A 16199-nucleotide genomic window follows, 5' to 3' on the forward strand; every position below is an offset into this window, starting at 1 on the left:
CGTGCGCGCAACAGGAGTGCCCCGTGATAGTTCCACCTTCGCCCCCAGGCGTATCTGTGGAGGAAAACATGGCAGTTGCCTTCCATAAGAAAAAAATTTTGAAAGAGGGATCCGCATTCATTTACTCCTGGTTCTATACCCAAGTCAGAAATCGCGGCCCTTGGGATTACAAAAAACTGTCTTCTGACTATGAGGCTTTTGGTAATTTCAACTACGGCGCGGCCGGGATTGCTGCGGGGTTTTCCGAAAGTGTCCTGTTACGCGCAGCCGGTCTTGCCCAGACACAGGCAAAAACGACAAAAGTAGAATTTGGAAGCTGGTGGAGCGAGGCTCCTTTTGGCGATGATCCAGCGGATCAGGAATGGATCAAAAAAGGAGTCAGGTATGCCCGGTTCAGGAACTACTAAAAAAACCGCATACACAATCGTCACCTCTTGTTTGCTAGCGGCATGCCTGGTTTACATCGGCTGGACTTGGCTTATGTCTTCCAGCCCCCCGGTGCTGACCGATGTCGTACTCAAACTCCCCCTGGGCGAAAATGGCTTCATCTACGGTGTCAAGGATGATCGAGGCGGAGCAACCGTGCCGTTCAGCTATCGATACTATGCCTATCGCGAACTGACATCCGACGAACAAATAGTGTCTGAACTCAAGACTGCTGGTCCGTTTCTCGTCACCCGAGACCCAGCCATAAAGGTCGATGTCCAAGGCTCGGTCATCAATGTGTCGACCAACCATGAAGTCTACGAGTATCACAGCAGCACGCTGTTTCGGCATACCGACAACACCCACTACACCCCTGTAACTATCAACCTGTGCAACCACTCCAGCGCATTGCCGTAGGAGCGAGGCAACACGCGTCGCCGTCCGCTATCATGCCCTCACTTTCGATACGCGAGATTGTCATGCGCCGTTTGCTCTGCCTGTTGTTTTTAGTGCTCGCCCTGCCGGCCTCCGCCGCCGGTTTGCTGGACAGTCGGCCCGGTTCGACGTTGGGCTCGATCAACAACAGCGCCGACTTTCTGCCGGTGCGTGAAGCGTTTCAACTGAGCCTGATAGAAAGCACACCGCAATCGATCAAACTGCGTTTCGTCGCCACCGAGGGCTACTACCTCTACCGGCACCGCTTTCAGTTTCGCGCCGACCCGCCCGATGCCGGCCTGGGCGCCGCACAACTGCCCAAGGGCGAACAGAAGCACGATGAGTATTTCGGCGATGTCGAGGTCTACCGCGGCATTCTCGACATCGAACTGCCGCGCAGCGATCAACGCGCCTTTACCCTGGCGGTTACGTACCAGGGGTGCGCCGACAAAGGCTTGTGCTATCCACCCGAGACCGAGCGCCTGAGTATTGATGGTAATACAGGCGGGGCTGCGGCCTGGAGCTGGCGCGAACTGGCGCTGTTCTTCCTCGCGGGCGTAGGCCTGACGTTCACACCGTGTGTGCTGCCGATGCTGCCGATTCTGTCCGGCGTGGTGTTACGCGGTCAGGTGGGTGGTTTGCGCGGTTTCACTCTGTCCCTCGCTTATGTGCTGCCAATGGCCATCTGCTTTGCCCTGCTCGGGGCGTTGATGGGGATGTTCGGCGCACAGCTCAATCTTCAGGCGCGGCTGCAATCGGCGTGGGTACTGGTGCCGTTTGCGCTGTTTTTTGCGCTGTTTGCCTTGGCGATGTTTGGCGTCTTCGAACTCAAGCTGCCTCACGCTATCAGCAGTCGGCTGGATCGGATCGCCGGTCGCACCGAAGGTGGTTCGTTGTGGGGCGCTGCCGTACTGGGCGTGGTTTCCAGCCTGTTGGTGTCCCCCTGCGTCTCGGCACCGCTGGCCGGCGCGCTGCTGTACATCAGCGCCAGTGGCGATGCAGTGGGCGGTGGTCTGAAATTGTTCATGCTTGGCCTTGGCATGGGCGCCCCGCTATTGCTGGTCGCCACCGGCGGCGCCGCCTGGCTGCCGAAAAGCGGCCCCTGGCTGATCTATGTGAAAAACGCGATTGGCGTTCTGTTGCTGGGGCTGGCGATCGGTCTGCTCAGTCGTGTACTGCCGGGCCAGATCACGTTGCTGCTGATCGGCTTGCTGGCTGGCGGCGTCGGGTTGTTCATGGGCGCGCTGGAGTTCGTCTACAAACCGCCGAGAAAACGCCTGGGCCAGTTGCTGGGGATGTTCCTGCTGTTTTATGCGCTGGCGTGTTGGTACGGAGCGTTCAGCGGCCAGACCGATCCACTCAATCCGATTGGCCAGCCGCGCACGGTTGCCGGCAATGAGCAGCCGCAAAACACCAGCACCTGGCAAACCGTCAGCACTCCGGCCGACCTGGACCGCGCCCTCGCCGAAGCCAAATCGTCGGGCACCCCGCTGCTGCTCGACTGGTACGCCGACTGGTGCATCAGTTGCAAAGTCATCGAACATAAGGTGCTCAACGACGCCAGGGTCGTCGAACTTCTCAAAGGCTATCGACTGATCCGCTTCGACATCACCGCCAGCAATGCCGAGCAACGCGCCCTGCTCGACCGCTACAAACTGTTCGGCCCGCCAGCACTGATGTTTTTCGGCACGGACGGCATCGAACACACCGATGTGCGAGTGATCGGCGAGATCAACGCCACCGACTTCGCCGAACGTGTTGCGAAAGCAAATGACCGGATTTAATGAGCCGGTCACATATTTCGCGCAAACATCGGCCATCGTGCTGGCTATTGCATAGAACTGGACAGTCACAAAGGCTTTGCGGCATAGTCGCCGGGTTCTGACAATTGCACACAGACAACAAGGAACAGCAGATGGCGACGCTACTGGTTCTGCACGGACCCAACCTGAACATGCTCGGCACCCGTGAACCGGGCACCTATGGCGCTACGACACTGGCGCAGATCAACCAGGACCTGGAACGCCGTGCCCGTGAAGCCGGCCACCATTTGCTGCACCTGCAAAGCAACGCCGAGTACGAATTGATCGACCGCATCCACGCTGCCAGCAGCGAAGGTGTGGACTTCATTCTGATCAACCCAGCAGCTTTTACACACACAAGTGTCGCATTACGTGACGCGCTGCTGGCGGTGAGCATCCCATTCATCGAAGTGCATTTGTCTAACGTGCACAAACGCGAACCTTTCCGCCATCACTCTTACTTCTCCGACGTAGCGGTGGGAGTGATCTGCGGCCTTGGCGCCAGCGGTTATCGACTGGCCCTGGAGGCCGCATTAGAACAGCTTGAAACACAGGCAACGACTTGAACTACAAGCGTTAAACGCCCCTGACCGACCCTTGGGAGTTGATGATTCATGGATATCCGTAAAGTTAAGAAACTGATCGAACTGCTGGAAGAGTCCGGCATCGACGAGCTCGAGATCAAGGAAGGCGAAGAGTCCGTACGCATCAGCCGTCACAGCAAGACCCCGGCTCAGCAGTACTACGCACCGGCTCCAATGCATGCTCCGGCGCCGGCGCCTGTTGCTGCTGCCCCGGTTGCCGCCGCCGCACCTGCTGCTCCGGCCGCGCCAGTTCTGAACGGCAACGTTGCCCGTTCGCCTATGGTCGGTACCTTCTATCGCAAATCTTCGCCATCCTCGCCGTCCTTCGTTGAAGTCGGCCAGACCGTGAAGAAAGGCGACACCCTGTGCATCGTCGAAGCCATGAAGATGATGAACCACATCGAAGCTGAATCCAGCGGTGTGATCGAATCTATCCTCGTCGAAGACGGCCAGCCGGTTGAGTACGACCAACCGCTGTTCACCATCGTTTGAACCGCGGAGAAACTTTGATGACTGCGAAGTTGGAAAAAGTTCTGATCGCCAACCGCGGTGAGATCGCCCTGCGGATTCTGCGTGCCTGCAAAGAGATGGGCATTAAGACTGTCGCCGTTTACTCCAAGGCTGACAAAGAGCTGATGCACCTGGGTCTGGCAGACGAATCCGTCTGCATCGGCCCGGCCTCGGCCGCGCATTCTTATCTGCACATCCCGGCAATCATCGCCGCGGCTGAAGTGACTGGCGCTACCGCCATTCACCCTGGCTACGGCTTCCTTGCGGAAAACGCTGATTTCGCTGAACAGGTCGAGAACTCCGGCTTCGCCTTCATTGGCCCGAAAGCCGACACCATTCGCCTGATGGGCGACAAGGTATCGGCCAAGCACGCCATGATCGCGGCTGGCGTTCCAACCGTTCCGGGTTCCGACGGCCCGTTGCCGGAAGACGAAGAAACGGCTCTGCGCATCGGTCGCGAAGTCGGTTATCCGGTGATCATCAAAGCCGCTGGCGGCGGCGGTGGTCGCGGCATGCGCGTTGTGCATAAAGAAGAAGACCTGATCTCCTCGGCGAAACTGACCCGCTCCGAAGCTGGCGCGGCGTTCGGCAACCCGATGGTCTATCTGGAAAAATTCCTGACCAACCCACGCCACGTGGAAGTCCAGGTACTTTCCGACGGCCAGGGCCACGCCATCCATCTGGGCGACCGCGATTGCTCGCTGCAACGTCGTCACCAGAAGGTTCTCGAAGAAGCGCCGGCACCGGGCATCGACGAGAAGGCACGGGCTGAAGTCCTCGCACGCTGCGTCAAGGCTTGCATCGACATCAACTACCGTGGTGCGGGTACTTTCGAGTTCCTGTACGAGAACGGCGCGTTCTATTTCATCGAAATGAACACCCGCGTTCAGGTTGAGCATCCGGTTTCGGAAATGGTCACCGGCATCGACATCGTCAAGGAGATGCTCAGCATCGCCGCTGGCAACAAGCTGTCGTACACCCAGGAAGACGTGGTTATCCGCGGTCATGCACTGGAATGCCGAATCAACGCCGAAGACCCGAAAACCTTCATGCCGAGCCCAGGCACGGTCAAGCATTTCCACGCACCAGGCGGCAATGGCGTTCGCGTTGATTCGCACCTGTACAGTGGCTATGCCGTTCCGCCGAACTACGACTCGTTGATCGGCAAGCTGATCACCTACGGCGCAACCCGTGACGAAGCCCTGGCGCGCATGCGCAATGCGCTGGACGAAATCGTTGTCGACGGGATCAAGACCAATATCCCGCTGCACCGTGACCTGGTCCGCGATGAAGGCTTCTGCAAAGGTGGAATCAACATCCACTACCTGGAACACAAGCTGGCCAAACAGTCGTAAGGCAGCAAACGATGCAAATAGAAACCCCGGTTCATTTGAACCGGGGTTTTTTTATGGTTTTTCACCACGGAAATGAGCGGATCAGCTCAGCAACACCATAGCGAAGGCCTGCCCTTCGACCCTTTCCGGACTCGCCGGCCGGTTACTCGAATCGACCACAACACCGGATGCATTCTCGTGCAGCGGCTTTTGACGAAAACGCCTCATGAACATATCCGCCCGCCCTGATACCGGGCCGGTACCTTGTCCCGCGCGCCTCAGGATGGGGGTGTAATAACGGTCGACCTGCCTGATGGATGTCTTGAATACGGTGGTGACACCACTGCTCAAATTCAGCGAAACCGCGTAGTTGTTGCCCAGGCAAGAAGAATACGACCAGTAATCCCAGGCCGGCTGCAAGCCTTGCTGCCTCATCACGCTTCTGACCTGACCGCCGATGTCGGTTCCTGTCAGCCAGTCCCCGCCCACCAAGGTGCTGCGAATATCCTTCGCCGTCCCGCCGAGACGCTGCATCACATCCTTGAGACTGCGCTCGATCAACGCGCGAATATTGTGATCGAAATGAATGACAGCACCGATTTTCGTGGTCGGGTTGTACAGCGATGCGATCACGCACGTCTGTGCATTTAGCGAAAACAGATAGTTATCCATCGCCCCTGCCGCGAAGCGCGCCACAACGGCTTCCCCCTGCATCGCCCCCCTGTTGACTACCGGTTCGACGCGCCCGGGAAAAGCATTTCGCAGATTGTCCACGCTGCCGAGGTTGCGGACTCTACCGTTGCCTCCCCTCAGACCGACCTTGTCATGTACCCACTTGCCAGCCGCCGTCAGACGTACGGGTGGATTGTAGATCGCTGCAGGACGACTGGCGTCGACCAGGCACAAGCCATCAAAGTGAGGGCTTTTCTTAACCTGGTAGTACCTGCCCTTACTGCGTATGTAGTAAGCGGGTTGCGGTTGTGTTGCGCTGGCCGGTCTGCGCCATGTGCCGTAAAAAATGCCTTCGTCGGTGACCTTCTCCAGACTCTCTGGCGCCCTGCTGACCGCCTGCTTTGGTTTGAGGCGCAGCGTCCGACTCACAGGCAACGTTTCCCTGACAGCCAGCGGCGCCGTACTTTTGAGGCGCTGAGTCAGCAATGAGACTGGCCGAGTCGCGTGTTTCAGGTTCGTGAGCGCTCGCCCGAGCAACTTGCCGGCACTGCGGGCGCCGACCACGGCGAACAGCGCGCCCCAGGACGCGACCAGCCAATGACCGAGTGCGCCCTGCGTGTCGCCTTCCCGATGTGCCTTGATTGCCTGTTCGGTGCTGATGGCGATAAACGCGATGTCCATCAGCAAGGCAAAAGGAGGAAAAACCATGCAAAAAGGCACAGCCCCCAACATCAGCCCCTTGAACACCTGGTTTTTGATCATCTCGGCACGACTGGTTGTGATGTCTTCCACATCAGTGACGGAACGTTCGATGTAAGCATTGAACTCGGCCCTGGCGTCGCCCACACGCTGATGTTCGTACAGCGTATCAACAGTCATGTTGTTCGCCGCCAGCGCCTGCAGGGATCGCTGGACTGTTTGCCGCGCGGAGTTCGCCACCCGCGCCATCACGTAGTCATGCAATTGTGCTGCGGTCTCACCGCGCAACCCCTGATACTCGCGGAATGTAACGCCGTCGGGGGCGTCCGGCGTGTACAACCAATAGGAACCGTCGGGATCGAAAAGGGCAAACACGTACACGCCCAACACGACATGACCACGGATGGTGAACTTGATCACGCCATCGCTCGTTACTACGCTCGACACAGATCCATCAACGGCGGCCACCGGGGCGCTCAACCGCGTGACTTGCCGAATGAGTGATGAGAACACCTTGTCGCTCAGTTGAGCCTTGCTTCTGGCCACACGCAGGTCACGGTCCATTTTCGACAGCAGCACGTTTAGATAGGCATATCGGCGCTCATAGTATTTAGAGTCACGCGAGTCAAGAAACCGGCCACGAATCTCGCTGGCGTACTTCTCACCCAGATAGGCTGTGCGGATGTACAACGCCAGATCGGCACTGCGAACCAGGCTCAAGTCCTGACCGACCGACGAGCGCACACCTCTTTTGGGATGGTCTATTCCCCAGTTGTCATCGTATCCGCGGATGGCAAGGTCCAGCAGACTGGCCACCTGTGAACTGCCATCGAAGAGTCCCGGGTTGTAATCGACAAGCACCGTTGCCGGGTCCACCGGTTCCAGCACCCCCTTGCTGCGCAGATAAGGTGTGACTCCCTGGGCGACAGTGCGTTTGGCAAAATCAATGAAGACCTCATATTCTGCCAGCAGATCGTTGAAGACCTGCTGATGCACCACAAACTCCTGGTTGAGGCTGCTGATACTGCGCCGGGCATCAAGCGAGAGCGTCGAATACCAGCGAGGCGAATGGTCCTGTTCGACCTGCGCCAGATTATTAGCCAGGCCCGTCAATACGGCATCCCCAACGCAATCGACAAACGCCGCTGCCGGCCTCCTGAGATCGCGACTGATATCCCAAAGGCCCGGCTTGGCCGAGATGCCGACAAAGTACTCGCGTGCTCTGCGACGGTCGTCCGGTGAGAGTTGCTGCAACAGATACTCGCGACCGGCCTCGTCCCGGGTCCACCCCCCAACCTCCCAGCTCAGGGCTTTGGGCGTAGCCAACCGGATCCACTCCTGACCGTCCGGTTTGTTGGGGGCATACAGCAGAAAATCACTAACTTCACCTCCTGCGCCTTCGCGGTAGAACAGCAAAAGGTCGGCACACTTCATGGCGTTTGGCAGGGTCAGGCCGGCTACATGCAGACTTGTCGACGGTTGTGCGGAAGCATTGCTGTGCCATAGCTTTTCGAGCTGGTCATGCTCGGCCAAGGTCATATGACCCGCGCAGCGTGCAATAAATGCGCTTTGCCTGAGTCGCACCGTGAACCAGTCGACCATGGCGCTTTTCAAGTCTTCACGACCGTATTGTTCCACCAGCGCCTGAAGGTATTGCGCCGGGTAATCCTGACCCGACAACATTTCGCTGATGAACGCCGGCTCAAGGGACTGGTTGCGCAATGAAATATCTTCGCTCACCTTGAGCACCGACGCGCAATCCTCTCTTATCGGTCCTGCCGCCAACAGTTCGCTCAGGCTGCGGGTCTGGATCGGCTGACCTACAGCCGACCGCCACATTAACTGCACCTGAATGCTGTCCGGCTCAACTTCCATATCCAGTTTGAGCCGGATGTAGTCTATGGCTTGCTGCCGTGCATAAGCCTGCAACGAGCCGTAACCATCGAGCAATTCATCCACCAATCCCTGGGCCTGTGTCGCCTGTTCCTGATAGTCGCCCAACTGATCCCGGTCAGGTTCGCTCAGCACCTGCAGCCAATGAGGCAACTGTGAGAATGAGATCGCCTCAAGATTCTTGCGCTCCCGGGATGTTGCCAGCGCGGTCAGACGATACCTTCGGACGTTGGTCTCCTGAAGCTTTTCAAGCCTGTCTCGCAACTGATCGGCCTTCAGGCCAGTCAGTCGGTCGGATCGGAAGGTTTTATCAATTGCGATGATGCAGCGCTTGAGCTTTCGCGCCAGCAGGCGGTCAAAGCCGGTGCCCTGCCCCGTGGTTTCCCAGTGTTCGCGCAGGTATTGCTTGTATTGATCGACAAAATACGAAGCCACCGCTGCCACAGTCTTGATCACCACCTCACGGCGATCCGCCGGCAGCGCCAGGTCCGCCCCGCCTGGCCAGCGGTACGGCGCATCCAGCATTGGCAGGAAAACCAATGGTTTGCGGTCGATGATCTGTTGCAGCACCGCATTGACCAGGGAGGTCATGAAGTTTGCATCGATGTTGCCTTGCGGGTAGTGGCTACGCAGTTCAACCAACGCGAACCGCTCCATTGCTTCCAGCAAGGTCAGCTGACTGCGCAAACGCCTGTCGATCAGTGCCTGCCATTGCGTCAACCTCAATAGAACCGCTTGTACCGTGCCCGCCGGAGGAACAACTGGCAGCGCCTCATCGTTTACGATCTCTTGTTGATCCGTCATGTAATCCATCACTATCGTTCCTGCAAAATGAGCTTTCACTCTATTCGCCGACAAACACGTGCAAGCCTTACATATGTATATCCAGGCATGGAATCTGTAACAGGAAACTGGCTTGTCCACTTTGCTGGCGACCTGGCGTAAACTGCGCCCCTTTGCAGCCTTGGGCTGCCCCACGGATTTTTTTCAAAGGTGCCCGCCATGCCTTGGCTGCAAGTACGTCTGGCCATCAGCCCGGAACAAGCCGAAACCTACGAAGATGCTTTCCTTGAAGTCGGCGCCGTATCGGTGACCTTCATGGACGCTGAAGATCAGCCGATCTTCGAACCGGAACTCAATACCACCCCGCTGTGGTCGCACACGCACCTGCTGGCCCTGTTCGAAGGTGGCACCGAAGCCGCCACCGTACTGGCCCACCTTGAGTTGCTGACCGGCAGCCCGCTGCCCGAGCATCACAGCGAAGTCATCGAAGACCAGGACTGGGAACGCAGCTGGATGGACGGTTTCCAGCCGATGCGCTTTGGCCAGCGCCTGTGGATCGTTCCAAGCTGGCACGCCGCGCCAGAGCCTGACGCGGTAAATCTGCTGCTGGATCCGGGCCTCGCGTTCGGCACCGGCACCCACCCGACCACCGCGCTGTGCCTGGAATGGCTCGACGGCCAGGACCTGAAAGACTGCAATGTTCTGGACTTCGGCTGCGGCTCCGGGATTCTGGCGATTGCCGCCCTGCTGCTGGGCGCCAAGGAAGCCGTCGGTACCGATATCGACGTGCAAGCCCTGGAAGCCTCCCGCGATAATGCCGGGCGCAACAACATTGCCGAAACACTCTTCCCGCTGTATCTGCCGCAAGATTTGCCGCAGGTTCAGGCCGATGTGCTGGTGGCCAACATTCTTGCCGGCCCGCTGGTTTCCCTGGCGCCGCAGCTGTCCAGCCTGGTCAAGCCCGGCGGTCGCCTGGCGCTGTCGGGGATCCTTGCCGAGCAAGGTGAAGAAGTCGCCAGGGCTTACGCCGAGGACTTCGACCTGGACCCGATCGCCAATCGCGATGGCTGGGTGCGCATCACTGGCCGTCGGCGCTAGAATGAACGCCTGCATATACCGGATTGCCGCATGACCGACAGCTTCGTCACCCAGTGCCCGCATTGTCAAACCAGCTTCCGCGTCAGCCATGCTCAGTTGAGCGTGGCCCGTGGAGTGGTTCGTTGCGGCTCGTGCTTGCAGGTGTTCAACGCCGCCAAGCAGCTGCTTGAACAACGGACCGACAAGGACGCGATCACGCCGGCCGCCCCGGCCATCGTCGAACCGCCGGAGCCGCGGGCCATCAGCCAAAAGCAATGGTCGGCAGCCGAACTGGATCTGGACAGCCTGGACCTGGACGAAGAGCTAGCCCGCCTCGAACAACGGGAAATCCAGCCGACCACCGAATTCGGCCGACAGCGCGAAGACAACCTGAGTGCCAGCCGGGACACCGTCGAGCACGAAGAAAAACCGTGGCCCGACAGCCTGTTCAGCGAATCGGCCGCCGATCGCGCGCAGACCACTGAAACCGACTTGCCAGAGCTGGAACTCGATCCGGGCAAATACTCGCGCACCGAACCTTCGCTGTCCCTGGAACCGGTAGAGCTGGACGATGAACATGTGCCGCCACAGCTGCGCCTGCACGATCCACTCGATGCGCCACTGCATCACGAACGCCTGTCGGCGACCGACCACATCAACGATGACCTGCCATCGATCGAGCCTGCGCGCAAAAAACGTGGGCCGGCGGCCCGCGCCGAAGCCCTGCAAGACCTGACCGATGACCCACTGCAACTGGACTGGCAAAAGCGCCGCTCGCCCTGGGGTCGACGCTTTTTCTGGCTGCTGCTGATTCTGCTCGGCGTCGCCGGCCTCGCCGGTCAATACGTCGCCTACCACTTTGACGAGCTGGCACGCCAGGACCAGTACCGTCCGTGGTTCCAGCAACTGTGCCCGCACATCGGCTGCACCGTGCCTTCCAAAGTCGACATCGCCAAAATCAAAAGCAGCAACCTGGTGGTCCGCAGCCACCCGGACTTCAAGGGCGCACTGGTAGTTGACGCGATCATCTACAATCGCGCGCCCTTCTCCCAGCCTTTCCCGCTGCTGGAGCTGCGTTTTGCCGACCTCAACGGCCACCTGATCGCCAGCCGGCGCTTCAAGCCCGGCGAGTACCTCAATGGTGATCTCGAAGGGATGGCGGAAATGCCCCCGCAAACGCCGATCCACATCGCGCTGGATATCCTCGATCCAGGCTCAAAAGCGGTGAATTACAGCCTGAGCTTCCATTCGCCCGAGTGAAACGGTTCAGTGTTACGGCATTGACGGCCAATTTGCGACTCTGACCGCTCATATCAAACCGCTGGCGATAACAGAGTAACTGTTCAGAATTTGTTCAATTCAGCCTTTATCCAGTCATCGAGAGCGGGTATCATGCCAACCCTTTTTCGAACTCTCATGATCCGACCCCACAACAGGGAAGTCCTATGTCGGCGGTACGCATCGGTCCTTACACATTGCACAACGGCTTGATTCTCGCCCCGATGGCGGGGGTCACAGACCAACCCTTTCGTCAGCTGTGCAAGCGACTGGGCGCAGGACTTGTAGTCTCGGAAATGGTCACCAGCGACATGAGCTTGTGGAACACCCGCAAATCGCGGATGCGCATGATCCACGAAGGTGATCCCGAGCCCCGCTCGGTACAGATCGCCGGTGGTGATGCACAGATGCTGGCGGATGCGGCCAGGGCCAACGTAGAGCTTGGCGCACAGATTATTGATATCAACATGGGCTGTCCGGCGAAAAAGGTCTGCAACAAGGCCGCCGGGTCCGCGCTGTTGAAGGATGAGGCACTGGTGACCGAGATCCTGCAGGCCGTAGTGGCCGCGGTTGATGTGCCGGTCACCCTGAAGATCCGCACCGGCTGGGACCGGGACAACAAGAACGGCCTGACCGTGGCGAAGATCGCCGAGCAGGCAGGCATTACGGCGTTGGCGGTTCATGGCCGAACCCGTGCCGACCTGTACACCGGCGAAGCCGAGTACGACACCATCGCCGCGATCAAGCAGGCCGTGTCGATTCCGGTGTTTGCCAATGGCGATATCGATTCACCCGAGAAGGCCCGGTACGTGCTCGATGCGACCGGTGCCGATGGCCTGCTGGTAGGCCGGGCTGCCCAGGGGCGGCCGTGGATTTTTCGTGAGATCGATCATTTTCTGCGTACCGGCGAGAAACTCCCGGCACTGGAACTGATCGAGGTGGAACGCATTCTGCTTGAGCATCTGGCCGCGCTGCACGTCTTCTATGGAGACGTCATGGGCGTACGCATTGCTCGAAAGCATGTGGGCTGGTATCTCGCAACCTTGCCGGGCGCCAGGGAGTTTCGCGCCCACTTCAATCGTTTGGAAGATACGGAAGCACAATGCGCCAACGTTCAGGGCTTCTTCGCCGAACGTTACAAGAGCCTGACAGGGGACGGAGACGAGGTGGCCGCATGACGATGATGACCGAGACTTTAGTGAGTGGAACAACACCCGTGAGCGACAACGTGAATTTGAAACAGCACCTCAATACCCCGAGCGAAGAAGGTCAGACCCTTCGCGGGAGTGTCGAGAAGGCGCTGCACAATTATTTCGCCCACCTTGAGGGCGCTGCCGTCACGGATGTGTACAACCTGGTGCTTTCCGAAGTCGAGGCTCCCCTGCTCGAGTGCGTGATGAACTACGTCAAGGGCAACCAGACCAAGGCCAGTGAGCTGCTCGGACTGAACCGAGGCACGCTGCGCAAGAAACTCAAGCAGTACGATTTGCTGTAAGCATTCAATCAAACCAGAAAGGCGCCCGCGTAAAAACGGTCGCCTTTTTTGCTGACTTCCCTTGCTTTTGATGGAAATTGAAATGACCGACCAGACTACCCGCCTGCCGATCCGCCGCGCCTTGATCAGCGTTTCCGACAAGACCGGGATCCTCGAATTCGCCAAAGAGCTTGAAGCCCTGGGCGTCGAGATCCTCTCCACCGGCGGAACGTTCAAGCTGCTGCGCGACAACGGGGTTGCCGCAGTGGAAGTCGCGGATTACACCGGTTTCGCAGAAATGATGGACGGTCGGGTGAAAACCCTGCACCCGAAAATCCACGGTGGGATCCTCGGTCGTCGCGGGATCGACGACGCCATCATGAACGAGCACGGCATCAAGCCGATCGATCTGGTAGCGGTCAACCTGTACCCGTTCGAAGCCACCATCAACAAACCAGGCTGCGACCTGCCGACCGCCATCGAAAACATCGATATCGGCGGCCCGACCATGGTCCGTTCGGCTGCCAAAAACCACAAAGACGTGGCCATCGTGGTGAATGCCAGCGACTACGCCAATGTCCTGGAAAGCCTCAAGGCCGGCGGCCTGACCTACGCTCAGCGTTTCGACCTGATGCTCAAGGCCTTCGAACACACTGCCGCCTATGACGGCATGATCGCCAACTACATGGGCACCGTGAACCAGGCTGCTGAAACGCTCTCGACCTCCGGTCGCAGCGAGTTCCCACGCACCTTCAACAGCCAGTTCGTCAAGGCTCAGGAAATGCGCTACGGCGAGAACCCGCACCAGAGCGCGGCGTTCTATGTGGAAGCCAAACCAGCCGAAGTCGGTATCGCCACCGCCACCCAACTGCAAGGCAAAGAGCTGTCGTACAACAACGTGGCCGACACCGATGCCGCGCTGGAATGCGTGAAGAGCTTCGTCAAACCGGCCTGCGTGATCGTCAAGCACGCCAACCCATGCGGCGTGGCCGTGAGCCCGGATGCCGAGGGCGGTATCCGCCAGGCTTACGAACTGGCCTACGCCACCGACACCGAGTCGGCGTTCGGCGGCATCATCGCCTTCAACCGCGAACTGGATGCTGAAACCGCCAAGGCCATCGTCGAGCGTCAGTTCGTCGAAGTGATCATTGCCCCGTCCGTCAGTGAAGAAGCTCGCGCTATCGTGGCGGCCAAAGCCAACGTGCGCCTGCTGGCTTGCGGCGAGTGGTCGGCTGATCGCGCGGCTGCCTGGGACTACAAACGCGTCAACGGTGGCCTGCTGGTACAGAGCCGCGACATCGGCATGATCGGGGCCGACGACCTGAAAGTCGTGACCAAACGCGCCCCGACCGAGCAAGAGATCCATGACCTGATCTTCGCCTGGAAAGTCGCCAAATACGTTAAGTCCAACGCCATCGTCTACGCCAAGAATCGCCAGACCATCGGTGTCGGCGCTGGCCAGATGAGCCGCGTGAACTCCGCGCGCATTGCTGCGATCAAGGCTGAACACGCTGGTTTGCAGGTGGCCGGTTCGGTGATGGCCTCCGACGCGTTCTTCCCATTCCGCGACGGCCTGGACAACGCGGCCAAGGTCGGTATCACAGCGGTGATCCAGCCGGGCGGCTCGATGCGTGATGCGGAAGTGATTGCCGCTGCCGATGAAGCCGGCATTGCCATGGTCTTCACCGGCATGCGCCACTTCCGTCACTAACTACACGATCAACTGTGGGAGCTGGCCTGCCAGCGATAGCATCCCCTCGGTTTAGCTGATAAACCGAGTTGTCTGCATCGCCGGCAGGCCAGCTCCCACAGAAAAGCGCCTCCGCGGCGCTCAACAGAATTAGCGTCATCCGAGGTTTTTGAAATGAATGTTTTGATCATTGGCAGCGGTGGCCGTGAACACGCCCTGGCCTGGAAAGTGGCTCAGGATCCGCGCGTGCAGAAGGTTTTTGTTGCCCCGGGCAACGCCGGCACCGCCATTGAAGCCAAGTGCGAGAACGTCGCGATCGACGTGCTGGCCCTTGAGCAGCTTGCAGACTTCGCCGAGAAAAACGTTTCCCTGACCATCGTCGGTCCGGAAGTGCCGCTGGTCGCTGGTGTCGTCGATCTGTTCCGCGCCCGCGGCCTGGATTGCTTCGGTCCAACCGCTGGCGCTGCCCAGCTGGAAGGTTCGAAAGCCTTCACCAAGGATTTCCTGGCGCGCCACAAGATTCCGACCGCCGACTACCAGAACTTCACCGAGATCGAGCCTGCCCTGGCTTATCTGCGTGAAAAAGGCGCACCGATCGTGATCAAGGCCGACGGCCTGGCCGCCGGTAAAGGCGTGATCGTTGCCATGACGCTGACCGAAGCCGAAGACGCCGTACGCGACATGCTCGCGGGCAACGCATTCGGCGATGCCGGTTCGCGCGTGGTGATCGAAGAGTTCCTGGACGGCGAAGAAGCCAGCTTCATTGTCATGGTCGACGGCAAGAACGTATTGCCGATGGCCACCAGCCAGGACCACAAACGCGTCGGCGACGGTGACACAGGTCCGAACACTGGCGGCATGGGTGCTTACTCCCCTGCCCCGGTCGTGACCGCTGACGTGCATCAGCGCGTCATGGACCTGGTGATCTGGCCGACCGTGCGCGGCATGGCCGAGGAAGGCAATGTTTACACGGGCTTCCTCTACGCCGGCCTGATGATCGACAAGGCTGGTAACCCAAAAGTCATCGAATTCAACTGCCGTTTCGGCGACCCTGAGACCCAACCGGTGATGCTGCGTTTGCAGTCGAGCCTGGTGTTGCTGGTCGAAGCGGCGCTGGCACAAGCCCTGGACAAGGTCGAAGCACAATGGGATCCACGTCCGAGCGTTGGTATTGTATTGGCCGCTGGCGGTTACCCGGGTGACTACGCCAAAGGTGTTGCCATCAACGGCCTGGACGCAGCCGCGACACTGGAAGGCAAAGTCTTCCATGCCGGTACTGCGCTCAAGGACGGTCAAGTAGTGACCGCCGGTGGTCGGGTGCTGTGCGCAACCGCCATGGGCACCAGCGTCGATGCAGCCCAGCAGCAGGCTTACAAACTGGCGGCTAAAATCGACTGGGAAGGCTGCTTCTACCGTAAGGACATTGGCTATCGCGCCATTGCCCGCGAGCGTGGCGAGAGTCAGGAATAAGCCATCCATCCGGCCAGGCGAGGGCTTGCTGCCCTTGCCTGACTATTCCGGCGCCGCGCATAGTTATAATCT

The 16199-nt window shown here is 59.2% G+C and carries 13 protein-coding genes; 12 read left to right on the top strand and 1 reads right to left on the bottom strand.

Translation table 11 applies throughout. From position 1 onward, the window contains the following. Window positions 1-68: 68 nt before the first annotated feature. From AC3WP4_RS20400 to accC, 6 genes are all read left to right on the top strand, one after another. Complete coding sequence (locus AC3WP4_RS20400; protein ID WP_102615693.1) at window positions 69-407, top strand: polymorphic toxin type 44 domain-containing protein; 339 nt, start codon at window positions 69-71, stop codon at window positions 405-407. A 73-nt stretch (window positions 408-480) separates the two neighbouring features. Further along, window positions 481-843, top strand: coding sequence for a hypothetical protein (locus AC3WP4_RS20405; RefSeq protein ID WP_232252215.1), 363 nt, complete (start codon window positions 481-483; stop codon window positions 841-843). Between the two features lie 62 nt (window positions 844-905). Further along, complete coding sequence (locus AC3WP4_RS20410) at window positions 906-2645, top strand: protein-disulfide reductase DsbD (protein ID WP_102615692.1); 1740 nt, start codon at window positions 906-908, stop codon at window positions 2643-2645. 131 nt (window positions 2646-2776) lie between these two features. Further along, window positions 2777-3229 carry a type II 3-dehydroquinate dehydratase gene (gene aroQ / locus AC3WP4_RS20415; RefSeq protein ID WP_074873434.1) on the top strand — a complete coding sequence of 151 codons (453 nt, stop codon included), beginning with the start codon at window positions 2777-2779 and terminating at the stop codon, window positions 3227-3229. 48 nt (window positions 3230-3277) lie between these two features. Beyond that, complete coding sequence (accB, locus tag AC3WP4_RS20420; RefSeq protein ID WP_008153753.1) at window positions 3278-3739, top strand: acetyl-CoA carboxylase biotin carboxyl carrier protein; 462 nt, start codon at window positions 3278-3280, stop codon at window positions 3737-3739. Window positions 3740-3756: 17 nt separating this feature from the next. Then, on the top strand, window positions 3757-5112 hold the full coding sequence (gene accC / locus AC3WP4_RS20425; RefSeq protein WP_074873432.1) for an acetyl-CoA carboxylase biotin carboxylase subunit: 1356 nt from the start codon (window positions 3757-3759) through the stop codon (window positions 5110-5112). A gap of 81 nt (window positions 5113-5193) precedes the next feature. Here the strand turns inward: accC and AC3WP4_RS20430 are convergent, their stop codons facing one another. After that, window positions 5194-9168, bottom strand: a complete 3975-nt coding sequence (locus AC3WP4_RS20430; protein ID WP_074873431.1) for a dermonecrotic toxin domain-containing protein — start codon at window positions 9166-9168, stop codon at window positions 5194-5196. A 189-nt stretch (window positions 9169-9357) separates the two neighbouring features. Here AC3WP4_RS20430 and prmA point away from each other — a divergent pair, with 189 nt between their 5' ends. The 6 genes from prmA (at window position 9358) to purD (ending at window position 16127) form a co-directional block, all read left to right on the top strand. Then, window positions 9358-10236: a 50S ribosomal protein L11 methyltransferase gene (prmA, locus tag AC3WP4_RS20435; protein WP_074873429.1), complete on the top strand. Its 879-nt coding sequence runs from the start codon at window positions 9358-9360 to the stop codon at window positions 10234-10236. Between the two features lie 30 nt (window positions 10237-10266). Beyond that, window positions 10267-11475: a DUF3426 domain-containing protein gene (locus tag AC3WP4_RS20440; protein WP_074873427.1), complete on the top strand. Its 1209-nt coding sequence runs from the start codon at window positions 10267-10269 to the stop codon at window positions 11473-11475. Between the two features lie 185 nt (window positions 11476-11660). Further along, the gene (gene dusB, locus AC3WP4_RS20445; RefSeq protein ID WP_008153758.1) at window positions 11661-12671 is read left to right on the top strand and encodes a tRNA dihydrouridine synthase DusB; all 1011 of its coding nucleotides are present in this window, start codon (window positions 11661-11663) and stop codon (window positions 12669-12671) included. Beyond that, window positions 12668-12988 carry a DNA-binding transcriptional regulator Fis gene (fis, locus tag AC3WP4_RS20450; protein ID WP_007907419.1) on the top strand — a complete coding sequence of 107 codons (321 nt, stop codon included), beginning with the start codon at window positions 12668-12670 and terminating at the stop codon, window positions 12986-12988. The genes dusB and fis overlap by 4 nt, the downstream gene beginning before the upstream one ends. An 82-nt stretch (window positions 12989-13070) precedes the next feature. Further along, a complete protein-coding gene (gene purH, locus AC3WP4_RS20455; RefSeq protein ID WP_076028796.1) occupies window positions 13071-14678 on the top strand; it encodes a bifunctional phosphoribosylaminoimidazolecarboxamide formyltransferase/IMP cyclohydrolase in 1608 nt (535 codons plus the stop codon). Window positions 14679-14831: 153 nt separating this feature from the next. After that, entirely contained in the window at window positions 14832-16127 is a 1296-nt protein-coding gene (gene purD / locus AC3WP4_RS20460) for a phosphoribosylamine--glycine ligase (RefSeq protein WP_076028797.1), read from the top strand. The last annotated feature ends 72 nt before the right edge of the window (window positions 16128-16199 follow it).

This window comes from Pseudomonas sp. FW305-20 (assembly GCF_058788075.1).

Bases quoted from the DNA above. Each gene is read 5' to 3' on its own strand.
- dusB (WP_008153758.1), top strand. From the start codon at position 11,661: ATGTCGGCGGTACGCATCGGTCCTTACACATTGCACAACGGCTTGATT.
- purD (WP_076028797.1), top strand. From the start codon at position 14,832: ATGAATGTTTTGATCATTGGCAGCGGTGGCCGTGAACACGCCCTGGCC.
- AC3WP4_RS20410 (WP_102615692.1), top strand. From the start codon at position 906: ATGCGCCGTTTGCTCTGCCTGTTGTTTTTAGTGCTCGCCCTGCCGGCC.
- AC3WP4_RS20405 (WP_232252215.1), top strand. From the start codon at position 481: ATGTCTTCCAGCCCCCCGGTGCTGACCGATGTCGTACTCAAACTCCCC.
- aroQ (WP_074873434.1), top strand. From the start codon at position 2,777: ATGGCGACGCTACTGGTTCTGCACGGACCCAACCTGAACATGCTCGGC.
- prmA (WP_074873429.1), top strand. From the start codon at position 9,358: ATGCCTTGGCTGCAAGTACGTCTGGCCATCAGCCCGGAACAAGCCGAA.
- AC3WP4_RS20400 (WP_102615693.1), top strand. From the start codon at position 69: ATGGCAGTTGCCTTCCATAAGAAAAAAATTTTGAAAGAGGGATCCGCA.
- AC3WP4_RS20440 (WP_074873427.1), top strand. From the start codon at position 10,267: ATGACCGACAGCTTCGTCACCCAGTGCCCGCATTGTCAAACCAGCTTC.
- accB (WP_008153753.1), top strand. From the start codon at position 3,278: ATGGATATCCGTAAAGTTAAGAAACTGATCGAACTGCTGGAAGAGTCC.
- AC3WP4_RS20430 (WP_074873431.1), bottom strand. From the start codon at position 9,168: ATGGATTACATGACGGATCAACAAGAGATCGTAAACGATGAGGCGCTG.
- purH (WP_076028796.1), top strand. From the start codon at position 13,071: ATGACCGACCAGACTACCCGCCTGCCGATCCGCCGCGCCTTGATCAGC.
- accC (WP_074873432.1), top strand. From the start codon at position 3,757: ATGACTGCGAAGTTGGAAAAAGTTCTGATCGCCAACCGCGGTGAGATC.
- fis (WP_007907419.1), top strand. From the start codon at position 12,668: ATGACGATGATGACCGAGACTTTAGTGAGTGGAACAACACCCGTGAGC.